Below are 14,941 nucleotides of genomic sequence, written 5' to 3'. Positions count from 1 at the left end.
AGCTGCCGAGGCAGGAAAACGAGTACCTCTTCAGGTACTGGCTCCGAACTGGCCATCACAATACGGCGCAGGAGCTCATCAAGTGGTTGCAACCGACTCTGGGGGAAAGAAAATTCTGGCAGATTGCTTCCCAAGAGAAGCTTTCACCAACTATGTGGGACTTCATGAACTACCACAGCAATGGACGCTTGGACTCGCAACCCGACGAAAAATAAATCTGTATCCTTTTCCAACAGATTCGTATTCGGCGCACCCAACCACCACGTACATCGGTGATGACTGTCCTCTGCGGATCGATTTTGGTCAGTCGCGACAGGCAGAAAACGGCCGATTCTGTTGAAAAAGTCGGTTTTTCAGCTGACCTGAACTCAGGCACGACCATCGCCTAAGAACCGACTCACCACATTGAGTGGTTTCTCGGCCCTTCGTTGACCGTTGCTGCTCAGTTAGTGGGTTAATTTGAGGTTTTTTGCTGAGTGCAGGCGCACCTATCCCGTGGCAGGTGGCCCTTGAGATGTAAATTTAGCCAGCCGTCGCAGGTTCTGTACCGCGGCCGCCAGCGTGAATTCATCGGTCGCGCCACTCATGCCACGTAGTCTCAGGCGATCCAGTTTCAGGATGCGCTTTAGGTGGGCAAACAACATTTCGACCTTCTTACATTCGTGGCGAGAGCGCACGTACGCAGGTGTCGTTGCGATGCGCCGAGCCAAATCGCGCGCGGCTTCATGGACGCTGCGGGCGATCTTGCGGAACGCAGTGTTCGGGCAACATTTGGCTTTCATCGGACAGGCAACGCAGTCGGTCTGCCTGGATCGGAAGATGATGGTGTTGGCTTTGGTGACGTGCGAACGCTTGTTCTTGAAGGCTCGCCATTCGCTACGTAATGCATTGCCAGCCGGGCAGCAGTATTCCTCAGACTCTTCATTCCAGCGGAAATCGTTGCTCGAAAAACTGTCGTTCTTGCGTTCGGTTTTGTCCCACACCGGCACATGTGGCTCGATGTCCTTTTCCTCCACCATCCAGGCCAGCATCGGCGCTGTACCGTAAGCGGTGTCGCCAATCAGGCGTTCCGGCTTGATGTCGAACTGCGCTTCGACCCGATCGATCATCGTCTTGGTGCTCTCGACTTCTGCGGTTCGATGAGCCGGTGTGGGTTCCACATCCATGATCACGCCGTGCTCGGTATCGATCAGATAATTCGTGGAGTAAGCGTAGAACGCTGGGCCACCTGGAGCTGCGGTCCAGCGGGCTCGAGGATCAGTCAGCGATAGGCGCTTCGGTAGCGTTTCGACCAGAGCCTCTTCATCGAGCGCCTCAAGATACTCACGCACGGCGCGGGTGCTCAGGGCCGGATCGCTCCAGTTGACCGGTTCATCACCCGGTACGCCGCGCTGCCGGCTGGCATCCGCCTTGATGATGCTGGCGTCCACGGCAAAGCCTTCACCTTTGACCAAGCCAGCGTCCATGCAACGACGCAGCACTTCATTGAACAGCCAGCGAAACAGATCGCTGTCCCGAAAACGGCCGTGTCGATTTTTGGAAAAGGTCGAGTGATTGGGGACTTCATCTTCAAGGCTCAACCGGCAGAACCAGCGATACGCCAGGTTCAAATGGGTCTCTTCGCACAGCCGTCGCTCTGAGCGAATGCCGTAGCAATAGCCCACGATCAGCATGCGGATCATCAGTTCGGGATCAATCGACGGACGCCCAATCGGGCTGTAAAAATCGGCGAGGTAATGGCGCAAGTCGCTCAGATCGAGACACCGATCAATGCTACGCAGAAGGTGATTGGCGGGGATGTGGTCTTCAAGGTTGAATGAGTAAAACAGCCGTTCCTGCCCACTCGATAACTGTCCCATCATGCTGCGTGCTTCCCTGCTGGCCGATGCGCGGATTTTGCCGCAGGCCAGACAGGGGAGCTACTTTTTCAACAGAATCGGCCATTAGCGGACGGTCAACGAATATCTGATTCAGGGCAAATGCAACCGACCGCACCTGCCCCCCCCCCCCCGATGGGTAAAGCCCTGGCCTGGCGGTGTAACGCATCTATGCCGCCGTCATAAAGCTATAAATCAACGGCATTATTGTATAAAGCTAAATTGAAGCGCTAAATGGTAATGACTTAATGAATCGCTCCATGAATAGCCAATCTGGCGCACCATGATTATCGACTGGCAAATATATCAAGGATTCTTTCATCCTCGCTATTCCCCATTTCCGCCCGTAACTATAGCGGTATCGCTCCTTCTTTATAAGGGCACATAGAAATAGCGCAATATATTTGTTCATGTTGAATTTCGGCGTAAATATATGCACATCTTCAGTCGAGCAAAATGGCTTATCTTGATAAAACGCATTAGCTACGCTATTCCCGTTACGAACTACTGAAATTACTCCCGCTTGGTGCATTGGCGCATGATCAGTTTTACTTGTGACTCCGTTATTAAATTCTGAAGCGCTCACAAAAGGATATTCCCCTACGCCATTCAGCTCTTTTTTTCTCGGTCCACGCCCCCTATCAATTTCGAATATCTGCTCGTATTTGAAAGGTTTGAGAGCACTCAAATCCAGTTCGATGACATCATCAATTAACTTTTTTGAAATATTATCAGCGGCAGCAATATTGGCATGTTTCACCCATTCAGGAACCGACTCCAAAGCAGGGATTTTTATTTCCGACAGCGTTCTATTGGCCTGGCGACCGTAATTATATCTGTATTTGTTTGCGCGCAAGCAGGCGCAGTAGAAAATCTTCTCCTGACTGGACATGTCGACTTTTGCAGTTAGGTAATATAAATCTCGGCCACTATAAAAAGGCTCCGACTGCAAAAAAGACTCCATAACGGAACCTCCGCACGCGACTGTAATCGACCCCGCAGGAAGAGGATTCAAGCCCTCAACTAAGGAGATTTTTGCAGACACTCCGTTGTTCTTTGCCGTTCGTGATACAAAAGGTACACCATCGGGATCAACAGCTTGTTTGTTTAGCTCAAGATTAGATCCGTATCTAACTTCAAACAGATCTGCAACGCTTACGAGCTTCACTCTAGTTCCTCCGAGTCATCCTCAAGCCGAGATTCATCGACCTCTACAATTTCCTCATCTCGCAAGATATTGAACACCAGAAATTTCTTTACAGCCTCCTCGAAGTCCGCCTTCAACACACCGGAGTAATCTGTTTCCATATAAGCTTCGGCGCACCACTCGTCATCAGCAGTGACCTGCTTCTTGACGCACAACCCCGGTATGTCTTCTCTATTCTTATAGGAGTTAAGCCATTTTTCTCTAATCTCTTCCCAGCGGCCAGAGAAGTCTGTACGTCCGTGTTGTTTGGTTTTCTCAAACCCATCATCCTTCCAGTACCCAAACCAGGTTTTTCTGCTTTCAGTCGCATGTGGCTTGTGAGCAGTAAATACCATAATGCATGTGATGGTTCCTACCGGAGTGAAAAGCTCGTCGGGCATCGACATAACAGCTTCAAGGCAATGCTTCGACAATAGGCTATGCTTTGTTTCATGCGGGGTTATCACACAGGACATTGGAACAATGGCGATTCCTGTGCCTCCAACTTTCAAACAATCCAGCATATGCTCGACAAAGGCAAGTTCATGAAGGCCTTTTCCCTTCTGAGCATATGGTGGATTTATCATTCCAACATCAGGCTGACGGGAATTGATCTCCTTGGTTATTGCATCATCGAAACAGCTTCCCTGGTGCAGATTAGCCTTTCCATCGCCGCGAAGAATCATATTGCTTGCTGCAAGCGCATACATATTTGGTTGCTGCTCTACACCAATCAACCCATATTGTTTTACTCTCGCTTTCTCTTCATCGGTTATGCATTTCTTAAACATCTGATGCATTGCGGAAACAAGGAATCCCCCGGTACCACAGCAAGGGTCAAAAACCGTGCTGTCCTTTTGCACGTTTGCAATTCGCGAAAACAGATCTGTAATATGACGAGGAGTTAGGACGATTCCAAGTGCTTTTTTATCGCCGCCCGTGTACCGAAGAAACTCGCCATAAAATTGACCAATGATATCGTAATCATGGTAAACACTTATGAACGGCCAAGCATGTATGTTTATTTTATCAATCAAATTATAAAGCGGACTTTCTCCCGTTAACTTATCCGCTCGACTCAACTCTGGATGAACACGCAGAAATGAGTATGGCTGTATCATGTTTTGTTTTTTTGCGTGAGGTATATCAGATTTTTTGATTTCCTCCTCGATAGCATCGCAAAGTTTCTCAGGAAGTTCATCCGGCGTGTATATAGAAAATACTTTTGAGAAAACAAAATTACTCAAAGCAATTAAAACACCACTTACTAGAAGTGGCTTTTCGCTTTCACTGAGCTTTGCGTAGTCGCGCATGTAATTATGAAGATCTTTCGAAAAAGACATTAAGTCCGAAAGTCTTCCCTTTTCAACCTCAGGATCATAGGTTGCATGTTCGATTAGATTTTCGAACCCTATTATCTTGTCGATCTGGGTGCCGCCTTTATTATTTAAAGGCTTGTAGTCAGGAATTACACCGGCAACACTTCTAGGTTGTAAATATGTTGAAATGCGCAAATTGCTTTTTGTCTGTCCGCTACAGCCTATTGCGATGACGTTGAATTCTTTTGCAAGATAACTAGCATAATGGAGGGCACCATCAGCAGCAAAGTCTTTTGGGCAGTCCAAGTTTTCACTAGCGTGTTTCTTGTTATCGGCCTTGCATTCAAAAATTATTACAAAGTCTTGTATTTTTTTTGATTTTATTATGAATTCCGGAGCACCTACGCCACCCTTTCCTGTTTTACTCGCGCTTCTAAGCAGACTTTGTATCTTTGTATTTTGGCTTTTTTGCTCTTCAATTACTATATCTTCATTATCGAAGTAGCCGAGACTTCTGAGCGTATCTCTAACTAAGTTCTCTGTGATTCTCTCGTTCATATTGGCTCAATAACAAAATAAATATCGATGAAATATTTCAAAATTCTTTAGTCGCTAGATAGAATAATATGCTTTATCTAATATTCCTGGCATATGCAAGATGCAAAAGCGTCTTTTTACTTTAGCTAATCCAACATCTCCAAGGCTACCTAGCAACGGGAACAAAATCGGCAATATTAGCATGCCCCCCTACCTTCGGTCTTGCAATGATGCATCCTTGCCTAAAGGAAGCAGACGCACAAGATGTCTCACGTGAATCGGGATAGCACTACGACAACTCCGTTAAGCTAGGAGCTGGGGCTTAGGTTTCGAAGAAGAGTTTGGGCAAGCGCTCCTCTCGCACCTTGCTCCGCGTACAGCCATCGCGTGGCAGTTTGATGCAGGAGCGCTTTTGAAAGGGGCTGTCATTACGAAATCCACTGCAGTGCTGCTCGCTTGTCCGGTCGTAGTCGATTTTCAATGGTCCGCTTTTGGCCGAGAGCCGTCTGTCGCGGGGGAGGTTTCCGACCCGAAACAATGGGGAGACGTTCATGTACGGATATTGAGCTTACAGAGTTGCCTTTAGTGCTGTTCTACGCCTGTAAACGATCAGGCTGCTCGATGTAGCTATAACCAAGGTTCGGCCAGTATAGGAGAACCCAAAAGCTCTCAGCTCGATCTCGATAGCCAGCTTGTGAAAGGTACTCGCCTGTTTATATCGGGCGCCATGCAGCCATGAACCCGGCTCGATCAAAAGTAAATGATGGCAGGGCCAATTCAAGGGGACGTTCTCGACCACCCAACCGTCAAAAGCACCCACAGGCAGGCTACCGCCATTGATACCGGCCATGGAGATAGCTCTGCCCGCCAGTGGTCCGATACCTTCAGCCTCCAGGTACTGGTTACTTTCTACATCCCCCGTATAGTCTCTTGCGATCTTCTGACCTGTCAGGCAATCGATAACGCTACGTCCTGCGCTTGAGGTCACCAGTAACAGTTCGGAGTCGCGGTCGAAACCAACTTCCAGAAGGCTTCCCACGGCAAAATGAGCAGCGATTTCCCAGGGGGATGGTGGTGGGGAGATGGGAAGCTGGCCGATAGTCTGGCGCAGTGGATCGAGGTATGAAGTATTCATGTTGGTCGAACGAACCTGAAAATTTCGCTGCACGTTAGCACAGGTGATGTGAGCGCCCACTTTCAACCCATGGCAATAATTTCACCGGCCAATGGTCGGTGAACATTGGCGGTTACCTGATCTGAAAAAGACGTGAAATCGCGACCAAGGCTTTCTCACCGTCAGCCTCATAGAGACCAAACAAGAGCGCTTGGTCGCTGAGGCGATGTAGATGGAACAAGAGCGCTTGGTCGCTGAGGCGATGTAGATGGAAATAGTTATAAAAGGCTTGGCCAAGGCGCTGCTTCTCGAACGTTCCTTGGTTCCAAAGGTCAAGAAACTCGTTATAGGCGGCGTTCTCGATTTCCAACTCCGGTCTGCTGTCCATTTGAATCTCAATTGATGGTGAGCGCTGGTAGGATCCAACAAAGCCCAAACTGGCAATACTAGGCGCATTAAATTGAATGTCCGGTTTTTGCCGATTCTGTTGAAAAAGTCGGTCCTTCCAGAACGCCCGTATACTGACCGCTGAAAACGCCTTTTTTGCGCGCTGCTACGCAAAATCTGAGCCCCGAGTCCTCTGCTTGAAGTAAAGATTTCAATCTCAAGCACGTACTTTTCCGCCGTGGAAACCATTGCCGACTTTTTCAACAGAATCTGCCGATTGCGAACCTTCATGACTGGCTGTTATTGGCCGGTTTCTGCCGGTCATGACTACGAAGCGTGGTAGTCAATTCCGATGCAATCGTTGTCTAGTCGCAATGTGAATTGCGGGTTGGGTCGAGTGCAAGCGGGTGGTCAAGTGGAGTGCAATTTCGCATCTGCCGCAAAAAATCCAGCCATGAAAAAAAAACAGCATGAAAAAGCACTTATCCCCCTCCCGCCGACGGGCTATGTGTTTCTTTTTTTTGCAACGCGGAGGGTGATGCAAAAGATAGTTCCGCTCAGGCCAGCAGGGGGAACTGTTGGCATTTTCGAATTTGCACGGAGTGCAAAGGTTTGCAAGAAAGTGAAACGACGTTGCACTGCGTTGTGGGGTGTCGGTTAATTGATCAGGTGCGGGAGACGCCCGGTTTGAAAGGGGGGCAGTTGTGAAAACTATCGATAGCTGGGTTTTTCGTTTTCGGAACCGTTCGCTTCGGATGTTCCCCCAGTCATCACGCAGTTCGATAAAAATGACTGTAACGTCCAGCCTGTGCTGCTTCCTGCTGTTCTGTGGCATTGCACGGTAGTGCCAAAACTTCTCAGGTGTGAACATCAATCAAGCGGGCATGAGCAAAATCAAAAAACGAGGCGGAAATGGCCATTTTTCAGACGTCAGGTGGGAGAAGGGTAAACTTTGGTAAGCGAGTGCTCACGATCCGAGGCCCATCTCCCTGAATCGGTCGCGGTAGGAACGGCACTTGCCTGCCGCCCCCCGCACAGATCCGTACGTGCGGAACTACTGCATACGGCTCCTGCCTCGGGTACGCGACCGGAGCGATCTGCGGCTTATCACACTCAACCCCGAATATCGCAAGAATCCGCAACGTCGTGCCGAAGCCATCAATAACTGCGACATCGCGACTCTCTGTTTGCCCGACCAAGCCGCGCGCGACGCTGTAGCGACCATCGAAAACTCCGGCGTTCGGCTGATTGATGCGAGTTCGGCGCACCGCACCCATCCTGACTGGACCTATGGTTTCGCGGAGATGAATCCTCAGCAGAGCCAACGCATCGCCGCTGCGCGACGGGTCACCAATCCCGGTGCAATCCAACGGGGACGATAGGGTTGCTGCACCCATTAATAGAGGCCGGATTACTGCCCCGGGATTACCCGATGAACATTCATGCCGTGTCGGGTTACTCCGGGAAGGGACGTGTCGGGGTGGAGGAGCATAAGGGAGAAGGCGCAGCACGGTAGTCGTCGTTTCAGGTCTATGGGCTGGAGCTGGCACACAAACATATTCCGGAGATTCAGCAGCAAAGCGGTCTGACGGAGCGGCCGATGTTTGTGCCGTCCTATGGTGCTTTTCGGCAGGGGATCGTACTGACCATCCCCTTGCAAACCCGGTTGTTGGCACCAAGTGTGAGTGCGGTGCAGTTACATGCGTGTCTGATGCGGCACTACGTCGATGCGAGCCATGTACAGGTGATGTCGATGCAGGAGGCTAAAGGGTTGACGTAACTTGATCCTCAAGCACTTAACTGAACTGATGATTTGCGACTGTCAGTGTTTGAGAATGATGAGACGGGGCAGGTTCTGTTGGCTGCGGTGTTTGACAATCTTGGGAAGGGAGCATCTGGAGCAGCAATGCAGAATCTGGATTTTATGCTTGCAGGAACATGACTCCGATTACCCGCGCAAATTAGCGTATTGCCCTCATCCCGAGCTAGGATTAGAGGTCAGGCCGGAGTCGTACATCAAGCCGTGAACCAAATTAACTGTAATATCCACACTGAAACACCAACTTCAACTTTTAGAGAAAATATCTTGTTTGGGCATAAAAAATCGAGCAAACAGCTCGGATTGCGACTTAATGTTTAACTTGGCATAAATATTGCGACGATGAACCTTTATCGTTTCCACCGAGAGGGAAAGCTTTCCGGCTATCTCTTTGTTAGAGAAGCCACTAAGCAACAATCTGAGTACATCACTTTCGCGCGCTGTTATTTGCGTGCCAAGTTGAGTAATCGTTTCTGGCCATAGAGGAGGCTCAGTAAGATCTTTCTCTACATCAACTTCAAAGCACATGCGCTGATGCATTAATGCAATCACCCACGGCTTGATAATATCAAGCATTGTTATTTGCTCTTGATTAAAACGGACTTTGCTACCAACGGAAATGCATAACGCTCTATCAGAGTCGAGCTGAACATTGTACTGAGCCTCATCGACAGAGATGTATTGTGCAAAATATTGATGATAATACTCAGTTTCAATAAAGTATTCCGGCGCAATATCCAGCAAATGAAAGAAACCGCTCTGAGGGTTTTCTCGATTAGCTATATAAAATGGATCCAGCAGGTAAAGCCCCTTCACATAGCGATGAGTGAGTGCATCTACCTCTTCTACATCTGCGACATCAGGAAGACTAACAACTTGCACTTGTTGATTACTAAAAATCAATACAACCCAATTATCGATTTTCACGTATTCATTTAATATACGAACAAGTGAAGTCCAGAATTCTGGACGGTTCAACTGCATGATCAGCTTCCCAATCGATCGGTGCCAAGCCAGGCTATGAAGGTCGAACGGCATTTTCTACCCCTTTAGGGTTAGGGATTCGTAGGTCAGAGGTAAGTATTCGTAGGTATTTACTATTCGGTAACGCCCGGTATATTCGCTAACAGGACTTACGATGGCCATGAGGGCACATCGTCTTGACAAGGATGTTGCATGAGAAAGTCACGTTTGCGAATCATTTTTTCGGCCTCGCTTCTCTGTGCAGGGATGAGCACATCAGTGGTAGCTGTAGAGCCTGGGGTGTATCTGTATAACTGGTTCGGGCTTCTCGCACCGGAGACCCCAAAGGAGTTTGAGCAGGCAACCGGTACCACAGTGCATATGGATGCTTTCGACAGCGCCGAAATCATGCAGAGCAAGGTAATGGCTGGGCGCACGGGGTATGACGTGGTTGTGGCCACCTCCAATGTGTTGCCAAGCCTGATCCAGGCGGGAGTACTTCAGCCGTTGGATCGTAATCAACTGAGTAATTTGTCACATATCGATACTGATATCTTGTCCCAGGTCGCGGTCAATGATCCTGGTAATCGCTACGCTGTGCCCTATTTATGGGGCACTACCGGCATTGGCTATGACGTTGACAAAGTCAAAGGGGCATTGGGTGATAATGCTCCGGTGAATAGCTGGGACTTGATCTTCAAAGAAGAAAACATCAGCAAACTCCAGTCGTGTGGTGTGGCAATGCTTGACTCTCCAAGTGAGATCATTTCGATTGCTTTGAATTACCTTGGGCTCCCCAGCAACAGCAGGAACCCGGATGATTACCAGAAAGCTCAAGCCCTACTGTTAAAAATCCGTCCCTACATCCTCTATTTCGACTCTTCACGAATTGACGCTGACCTGGCTAACGGTAATATTTGTGCAGTAGTGGGATGGGCTAATGGTGCCCTTGCTGCGCAGTCCATAAACGAGAAAACCAACACCGGACGCAAGATTACCTACAGCCTTCCTCGCGAAGGAGCGCTGGTCTGGTCGGAAAATCTGGTTCTTCTAAAAGACGCTCCCCACCCAAAGGAAGGTATGGCGTTTATTAATTATATGTTGCGACCAGAAATTATTGCCAAGACATCAAACCACACTCTCTATCCTAACGCCAATAAAGATGCCTCTGAGTTTGTCGAACAGAAGTTGCGAGACAACCCCTGGATTTATCCAGACAAAAAGACTATTGCCACACTTATCCCACTTGAGCCACTGCCATTGAAGCTGGAGCGAATCCGCACACGGATTTGGACCAAAGTAAAGAGTGGTGTGTAATCTGATTTGATTTGTCGCCTGTTGCTCTATGCATATCTATATTTTATACGCGGACGTGCTGTGAGCAGCAGATTGAGGCTATTTATGTCCGGAAAGTAAGAAGCAAACGCCGATATATAGGGGGGGCGCTAAACCAGTGGGTTAGTGCCTGGTGTAGGCTCTTGCCTTAAGCTGGACTTAAACGGTTTCCTAATATTGCCATCTGCGACAACGCCGATTCAACACCTTATGCAAGAAGAGAAAAGTGGATGTTCAGCCCAGCCCATCACACGCCTTTCAGTTTGACCATCGACGGTTTTGCGCACGATTTTCAAGTACTCGCATTCACCGGAGATGAGGCGATCAGCAGGCCTTACCTCTTCAACGTGGAGCTTGTTAGCGAGCGGTCTGACCTGGATCTCGAAAGCCTCTTCGACGTTGAGGCTTTTCTGACCTTCGACACGAAGGGCAACGGCATCCATGGACGGGTCTATCACATAGCCCAAAGCGGCAATGATCAGCGCTTGATGCGCTATAACCTGGCCCTCGTACCGCACCTATCCTACTTGCGCCACCGCATCAACCAGAGGATCTATCAACAGTTCTCAGTGCCGAAAATAGTCGCCTTGATACTGGAAGAACACGGGATTGTGGGTGACGCTTATCGGCTTCATCTGGGGTCGACCTACCCCGAGCGTGACTACTGTACCCAGTACGATGAAACGGATTTGCACTTTATTCAGCGCTTGTGCGAAGAAGAAGGTATCCACTTCCACTTCCAACACAGCGCTCAAGGCCACGTACTGGTCTTTGGCGATGACCAGGCGGCTTTTCCCAGGATTGGGCAACCTACTGCTTATGGACAAGAGAGCGATAGAGTGGCCAACGAGCCACTGATCAAGCTCTTCAACCTACGTTTGGGGAGAAACGAGCAACAGCCACACATGGAAAACGATGACAAGCTGAAGCTTTTCACAAGTCATGAGCACGGCAAGCAGATAAGTCTGCGTGCTATGGAGCGCCGCCACGCGGCTTATCGGAAAGCTGAAGGGCAAGGTGACCAGACCCGGTTCGTCAGTGGCCATGTTCTGGAGATCTCTGGCCACCCGCGCCAGGAATGGAACGACCTATGGTTACTGACTCACGTCATTCACGAAGGCAAGCAACCACAGGTATTGAGCGAGAACGTCGCCCGTGGCAACACAGACAACGAAGATGACTTTCATGAGGGTTACCGCAACCGCTTTATCGTTCTTCCGTGGGACGTGTCCTACCGTCCGCCTTTGGCTCACAAGAAGCCTCAGGTACCAAGCAACCACGCAGCTGTGGTCATCGCTCTGGAAGAGGAGGAGATCCAGGGTGATAGGCGCCTCGGAAGGGTCAAGGTCAAGTTCCCCTGGGACCGCGAAGGTAGATTTGACGACAAGAGTTGTTGTTGGCTGAGGGGGACCTCCAATTGGAGTTGTGAAATTACGCCCCCCCGAATGGGTATGAAAGTCATGGTTACATTTCTCGAAAGCGACCCCGATCAACCGCTGATCAGCGGTTGCCTGTGCTGCCGCTAACCGCAACCCCTATAAGAGCAGCAACAGTCAGGTTGAAATTTACCCATGCAATAACTTAGTCAAGGGCTCAAGCCAGCAGGTCGGTGATCCACCGGGCCTGCCGGGCGACGTCCTGCACCTTCGCCAAGGCACGGTCTGCCGCGCCTTGGCGAAGTTGGTCAGGGTCCGCTGCTTCTCGCGCAACAGGCGCTGCCACTTGATCAGGAATGCCGAGCTGCGTGCCCGAATCTGCAGCGGACCGGAATACAGCTCCTCGGCCGTGTATATCACCGGCCCGATGCGCTCGGCGACGATGATTTCGTAGTCGAAGCGGTTTTCCCGCAGCACTTCTCCGCAGAGGATGCAGTAACCATTTTCCATCAGCCATTTGCGCAGTGGCTGCTCGCCGCCGTTGGGTTGAAGGATCAGGCGCTCCTGGCCGCTCAGATATGCCTTGCCGCTGTCGAAAATGTCGCGGATCGTCTCGCCGCCCATGCCGCAGATGCTGATCGCCGTGATTCCATCCCCAAGCTCGATTTCCGCCAGGCCATTGGCCAGGCGCACGGTGATCCACTGGGCCAGGCCGCTCTCGCGCACGGTGCGTTCGGCCGAGCTAAACGGCGTCAATGCCACCTCTCGGGCCACCAAGGCCACAATGTCTGATGGTGTAACTGCTGCCCCTTTTCAGCACCGATGTCCGGCACCTTTGACAGGATCGTCCAGGTGCTTCGTCGCTATCGGCCAGAAGTGGACGTTCAAATGAATCGAGGAAATTGGTCTGGGCATTGGCGAGAATTACGCGCTCCTGGGGCAATCCTGGGGCGGTATGCTCGCGAGTGAACACGCGGTACGGCAACCTGCGGGGCTACGGGCCTTGATCGTCGCCAATGCCCCTTCGGATATGCGCGTCTGGGTTCAGGAGGCCAACCGGTTACGTAAATTGCTGCCTGCGGGTGTGCATAAAACACTGCTTGAGCACGAGCAGGTAGGGGCCTTTCAAGCGGCCGCCTATCAGGAAGCGACGAGGGGCTTTTACGATAACCATGTGTGTCGTATCAGTCCCTGGCCAGAGGAAGTTGCGCGTACTTTTGCCCAGGTCGATGCCGACCCCACCGTTTACCATGCTATGAGCGGGCCCACGGAGTTTCATGTGATAGGCAGCCTGGAAAACTGGACCATTGTCGACCGCTTGCAGCACATCAACGTGCCGACGCTGGTGATCTCAGGTCGCTACGATGAAGCAACACCGACGGTGGTCAAACCCTATGTAGAGCAAATCCCGAATGCTCGTTGGACATTGTTCGAGTACTCCAGCCATATGCCTCATGTCGAGGAGCGGGTCGGCTGCATAGGGACGGTTGTGAGGTTTTTGGATGAGTGCTTGTAGTGGGTGATGGGTAGTGCCTATTTTTTGGCTGGTATGGGTTTTGGGGGCTCCGTTGGCACCTGGTAGGCAATTGTGTTTGCCGGCTCTGTTTCTTTAACAAGGAGAGCCTCCATGGCTACGTTAGCGTGTATGCCCCTCACTGGCACCCAACAAGGGGCACCTACCAGGAAGGTCACGAAGACCAAGTCATGGTTTAGAGCTTCTGCTACGAGGTGATCATCCCGCATGACCCACAGCCTGGCCAATTCACCGGCCAGCGCGTTCGCAAACCAGTCAAAATTACCAAGGAGTTTTCCTCGCCACAGTTGTCGACGGCCCTGACGTTCGGAGAGCGACTGACCGAAATCTTTCTCCAGTGGTAGCACTCCTCAGCTGTATTTATTCCCAGATCCAAGGTGGTTTTTGCTGGCCTAGCGGCAGTATCGCTTCATTGGGAAGCTCAATTTGTAGTGGGACTGGCCCACTTTTAGGTTGCCATTGAGGGAGGGCTCAACTGATCACTGCTCCCTTTGGGCCACTTGCGATCAAACTTGCACCACAGGCGGTTTTCATACCGTCCAGTGCGACAGCAATTCCGCCCACTGTGTAAGTACTGCTACCTTCAGCTATTGGGAAGACGCCTTTGCACAGTGGGCAACTGACTTTGTGTCCGACGCCAGCAATGGGTTTGCCGTTGAGGTCGGTTTGAGGGAAGGCTTCTAGTACGACTCCACCGTGAGTGGTGGAGTCGCCCAAGCGGATGATGTCTTTCACTAAGCCATTCCTTTGCCAGTAGTTGCCTAAGCAATATCCACTACGAAATGCGGACTTTCTGAAATCATCCGCATTGTCGAATGTCCCCGACTCAGGCAGCGAACTTGTGCCTAGTCCAATTCGGGTGGACGTATTTTATTGTCAAATAACGCTAATTTTTGAGAGGTCAATACGAGGTTGTTATCAGAGATTCTTGTATTTTTATAATAGTCTCGATTGATTGCTCAAGAATTATTACTTCAACGAAACTCTAGAACTCTCCCCCAATCAACGATGCCTTCTGCAAAGGCCCTATCCGATCGCAATGAATAGATCTCATCGCTACATATTGGATCTTTCATTATTTCCTCCTCTTCCTCATCACTCAAGATGACAGCCTTGCCTCCCTTTTTTTCAAGCAGGTACTTTTGACCAGCGATATAATTGTAGGCATCAATGATGGAGCTTTCTGCCGCACCCAAGCTATCCGAAGTTCCTTCAGTGAAGAATACAAGAAGATCTGAAAGCGCGTAAAAATACAAGTTTCTAACCACCTCATCATCGTTAGCGTCTTGTTCATCAACTACGGCAGAGCTTATTACTCGGTTTATTGCTCTTGTGCTTAATTTTGAATTGTCTGTAGCAAGAGAATCCCATAATTTACTTATGAATGAAATTGCTTCTTTTGGTACGCCAATATTCATCGTATTGAGCATGTTTCCAAATCTATCAAACGCCCTTAGCAGTACAAATAAAGACACTTTTTCTAGCTTGTTCATT

The 14,941-nt window shown here is 50.0% G+C and carries 10 protein-coding genes and 4 pseudogenes; 5 read left to right on the top strand and 9 right to left on the bottom strand.

The annotated features are described in order from the left end of the window. Positions 1-488: 488 nt before the first annotated feature. The 5 genes from AC1Z1G_RS19705 to AC1Z1G_RS19685 all read right to left on the bottom strand — a co-directional run bounded on the left by AC1Z1G_RS19705 (position 489) and on the right by AC1Z1G_RS19685 (position 6,421). A complete protein-coding gene (locus AC1Z1G_RS19705; protein WP_483621950.1) occupies positions 489-1,862 on the bottom strand; it encodes a transposase in 1,374 nt (457 codons plus the stop codon). 232 nt (positions 1,863-2,094) lie between these two features. After that, positions 2,095-3,045 (bottom strand): restriction endonuclease subunit S, encoded by a 951-nt coding sequence (locus AC1Z1G_RS19700; protein WP_483621948.1) that lies wholly within the window; start codon positions 3,043-3,045, stop codon positions 2,095-2,097. Further along, positions 3,042-4,940, bottom strand: coding sequence for an HsdM family class I SAM-dependent methyltransferase (locus tag AC1Z1G_RS19695; RefSeq protein ID WP_483621946.1), 1,899 nt, complete (start codon positions 4,938-4,940; stop codon positions 3,042-3,044). Before AC1Z1G_RS19695 ends, AC1Z1G_RS19700 begins: the two co-directional genes overlap by 4 nt. A 547-nt stretch (positions 4,941-5,487) precedes the next feature. After that, on the bottom strand, positions 5,488-6,054 hold the full coding sequence (locus tag AC1Z1G_RS19690) for a hypothetical protein (RefSeq protein ID WP_483621944.1): 567 nt from the start codon (positions 6,052-6,054) through the stop codon (positions 5,488-5,490). 112 nt (positions 6,055-6,166) lie between these two features. Beyond that, positions 6,167-6,421 (bottom strand): hypothetical protein, encoded by a 255-nt coding sequence (locus AC1Z1G_RS19685; RefSeq protein ID WP_483621942.1) that lies wholly within the window; start codon positions 6,419-6,421, stop codon positions 6,167-6,169. Positions 6,422-7,436: 1,015 nt separating this feature from the next. On the opposite strand from AC1Z1G_RS19685, the pseudogene argC reads away from it, so the two are divergent. Further along, positions 7,437-8,362 (top strand): annotated as a pseudogene (argC, locus tag AC1Z1G_RS19680) (N-acetyl-gamma-glutamyl-phosphate reductase). A gap of 123 nt (positions 8,363-8,485) precedes the next feature. On the opposite strand, the gene AC1Z1G_RS19675 reads toward argC, so the two are convergent. Next, positions 8,486-9,277 (bottom strand): response regulator transcription factor, encoded by a 792-nt coding sequence (locus AC1Z1G_RS19675; protein WP_483621940.1) that lies wholly within the window; start codon positions 9,275-9,277, stop codon positions 8,486-8,488. 138 nt (positions 9,278-9,415) lie between these two features. Here AC1Z1G_RS19675 and AC1Z1G_RS19670 point away from each other — a divergent pair, with 138 nt between their 5' ends. Both AC1Z1G_RS19670 and tssI read left to right on the top strand, forming a co-directional pair. Then, positions 9,416-10,519 carry a polyamine ABC transporter substrate-binding protein gene (locus AC1Z1G_RS19670; protein ID WP_483621938.1) on the top strand — a complete coding sequence of 368 codons (1,104 nt, stop codon included), beginning with the start codon at positions 9,416-9,418 and terminating at the stop codon, positions 10,517-10,519. Positions 10,520-10,767: 248 nt separating this feature from the next. Beyond that, a complete protein-coding gene (tssI, locus tag AC1Z1G_RS19665; protein WP_483621936.1) occupies positions 10,768-12,063 on the top strand; it encodes a type VI secretion system tip protein TssI/VgrG in 1,296 nt (431 codons plus the stop codon). A 67-nt stretch (positions 12,064-12,130) separates the two neighbouring features. Here tssI and AC1Z1G_RS19660 read toward each other — a convergent pair. Continuing rightward, positions 12,131-12,699: pseudogene (locus AC1Z1G_RS19660) on the bottom strand (tRNA (adenine(22)-N(1))-methyltransferase); the annotation flags it as partial. A 121-nt stretch (positions 12,700-12,820) separates the two neighbouring features. Here AC1Z1G_RS19660 and AC1Z1G_RS19655 point away from each other — a divergent pair. Both AC1Z1G_RS19655 and tssD read left to right on the top strand, forming a co-directional pair. Then, positions 12,821-13,429 (top strand): annotated as a pseudogene (locus tag AC1Z1G_RS19655) (proline iminopeptidase-family hydrolase); the annotation flags it as partial. A gap of 111 nt (positions 13,430-13,540) precedes the next feature. Continuing rightward, positions 13,541-13,788, top strand: a pseudogene (tssD, locus tag AC1Z1G_RS19650) (type VI secretion system tube protein TssD); the annotation flags it as partial. 130 nt (positions 13,789-13,918) lie between these two features. On the opposite strand, the gene AC1Z1G_RS19645 reads toward tssD, so the two are convergent. Further along, positions 13,919-14,182, bottom strand: coding sequence for a PAAR domain-containing protein (locus tag AC1Z1G_RS19645; RefSeq protein WP_483621934.1), 264 nt, complete (start codon positions 14,180-14,182; stop codon positions 13,919-13,921). Positions 14,183-14,421: 239 nt separating this feature from the next. Beyond that, the gene (locus tag AC1Z1G_RS19640; protein ID WP_483621933.1) at positions 14,422-14,940 is read right to left on the bottom strand and encodes a hypothetical protein; all 519 of its coding nucleotides are present in this window, start codon (positions 14,938-14,940) and stop codon (positions 14,422-14,424) included. Position 14,941: the final 1 nt, after the last annotated feature.

The organism is Pseudomonas sp. JL27(2026) (genome assembly GCF_056933555.1).
Note: the sequence above shows the minus strand (reverse complement) of the source record. Positions and strands in the feature narration are given on the sequence as shown.

Bases quoted from the DNA above. Each gene is read 5' to 3' on its own strand.
- AC1Z1G_RS19705 (WP_483621950.1), bottom strand. From the start codon at position 1,862: ATGATGGGACAGTTATCGAGTGGGCAGGAACGGCTGTTTTACTCATTC.
- AC1Z1G_RS19695 (WP_483621946.1), bottom strand. From the start codon at position 4,940: ATGAACGAGAGAATCACAGAGAACTTAGTTAGAGATACGCTCAGAAGT.
- AC1Z1G_RS19690 (WP_483621944.1), bottom strand. From the start codon at position 6,054: ATGAATACTTCATACCTCGATCCACTGCGCCAGACTATCGGCCAGCTT.
- AC1Z1G_RS19685 (WP_483621942.1), bottom strand. From the start codon at position 6,421: ATGGACAGCAGACCGGAGTTGGAAATCGAGAACGCCGCCTATAACGAG.
- AC1Z1G_RS19675 (WP_483621940.1), bottom strand. From the start codon at position 9,277: ATGCCGTTCGACCTTCATAGCCTGGCTTGGCACCGATCGATTGGGAAG.
- AC1Z1G_RS19670 (WP_483621938.1), top strand. From the start codon at position 9,416: ATGAGAAAGTCACGTTTGCGAATCATTTTTTCGGCCTCGCTTCTCTGT.
- tssI (WP_483621936.1), top strand. From the start codon at position 10,768: ATGTTCAGCCCAGCCCATCACACGCCTTTCAGTTTGACCATCGACGGT.
- AC1Z1G_RS19640 (WP_483621933.1), bottom strand. From the start codon at position 14,940: ATGAACAAGCTAGAAAAAGTGTCTTTATTTGTACTGCTAAGGGCGTTT.